The following is a 1828-nucleotide window of genomic DNA, read 5'->3' as shown; positions in this document are numbered from 1 at the left end:
GGCGGTTAGTACCAACCAGCTTAACAGTGCCGGCACTGACGGCTTCCGGCCGCTCTGTGGTATCACGCATCACCAGCACCGGTTTGCCAAGCGATGGCGCTTCTTCCTGAATACCACCGGAATCAGTCAGTACGATCGTCGCCTTACTCATCAGGTAAACAAACGGCAGATAATCTTGCGGTGGAATTAAATGAACATTGCTGACATCGCTTAGTAAACGATAGACCGGCTCGCGCACGTTCGGGTTTAAATGCACCGGATAAACGATGTCGCAATCGGTAAAGGTTTTTGCCAGCTCAGCTAAGGCGGCACATATTTGCTCAAACCCGTCACCAAAACTTTCACGTCGATGGCCGGTAACCAGGATTAAACGCCGGCCATTCTGACCATAAGGAAACTGGCTGGCGAACGCGCTGCTCAGTTTTTCGTCTTCGGTAATTTTATCCACTACCTGCAACAGGGCATCAATAACAGTATTACCAGTAACCATAATGGACTTGGCAGCCACATTTTCTGCCAGCAAATTAGCGGCCGAGGTATCCGTCGGCGCAAAATGCAGACTGGTAATGGCGCCGGTCAGTTTCCGGTTGGCTTCTTCCGGCCAAGGGCTGTAAATATTGCCGGTGCGCAGCCCTGCTTCAACATGGCCAACCGCAATTTTTTCATAATAGCAGGCAAGCGCCGCGGCGAAAGTGGTACTGGTATCGCCATGCACCAGCACGATATCAGGCTGAAAATCACGTAGCACCGGCTTTATTTTTAGCAAAATACTGGTGGTAACGTCGTACAAATCCTGGCCAGATTTCATAATGGCCAAATCGTATTCAGGCTTTATCGCAAACAAACTAAGGACCTGATCCAACATCTCACGGTGCTGGCCGGTGACACACACCCGGCTGTCGATTTCACTGTCTTCTTTTAACAAATTTACCAGCGGCGCCATTTTAATTGCTTCGGGGCGGGTACCGAACACGCTGAGTACTTTAATCATAATAATCCTAAATTCTGTAAATCCATTTAATTCACTCTGACCCTTTTTTTTAGCAGAAAAAAGGGTCAGAGTGATTTTATTTATTGGAATTCGTCCAGGTAGTCCAGCAGTTCATCGTCCAGCTCTTCTTCTTTAGGCTGTGGCGGATTGCCGTCGTAAATTTTAAATTCCTGGCGCTGATAATAAGACTCTTTGACGAAAGCGTACGGATCAAGTGAGTCTTCCAGCATTTGTTCCAGGTTCATTAACTGCTCCCGGCTGTCCAGGGCGTTGATCGCAAAGCGGGTGATGGTTAACGGCGTGCTTAATAATGCCAGCGGAAAATATAAACCGTCTACCACGTCGCCTGCGGTATCACGCACGGTGGTCGGCCCGCGACCTGGCACCATTAAATAAGCGCCGTCACCAACGCCCCATACTGCCAGGGTCTGGTTAAAGTCTTCTTCCGCTTCGGTCAACCCAATTTTCGAGGCAACATCAAACAAACCAAGCAAACCAACCGTAGAATTAACTAAAAAACGTCCGGCGCTGATAGCAGCCCTACCAGGCTTTGCCTGCAATAAGCCATTTAAAAAACTGGCCGGCTCGTTTAAATTCTCAACCACATTGATTAAACCTTTACGCGCGGGCTTGGGTACCACGGTCATATAGCCGACGGTCGCTGGCCGTAACAGGTACTTATCCAGGATGTCGTAGTTAAAATCCCATAGTGGCCGGTTAATAGATTCCAGCGGATCGCGCGGGTCGGTATAGGCTGGTGCTTGAGGCTCTGCCGCCTGGGCTGCCTCAACATATTCATTCTGATCGGTGTTTTGGCTAACCTCTGCAGCGTTTTGC

Annotated in this window: 2 protein-coding genes; both read right to left on the bottom strand. The window is 49.4% G+C overall.

Annotated elements, in window-relative coordinates:
* Positions 1 to 991, bottom strand: a 991-nt coding sequence (gene wecB, locus ABY802_RS16850; protein ID WP_372628273.1) for a non-hydrolyzing UDP-N-acetylglucosamine 2-epimerase, incomplete at its 3' end; no start/stop codon positions are given.
* 80 nt (positions 992 to 1071) lie between these two features.
* On the bottom strand, positions 1072 to 1828 hold a 757-nt coding region (locus ABY802_RS16845; protein WP_372628272.1), incomplete at its 5' end, for a VacJ family lipoprotein.

The sequence above is a fragment of the Arsukibacterium sp. genome, assembly GCF_041616895.1.
GTDB lineage: Bacteria > Pseudomonadota > Gammaproteobacteria > Enterobacterales > Alteromonadaceae > Alishewanella.
This window is presented reverse-complemented; position numbering and strand designations above follow the sequence as displayed.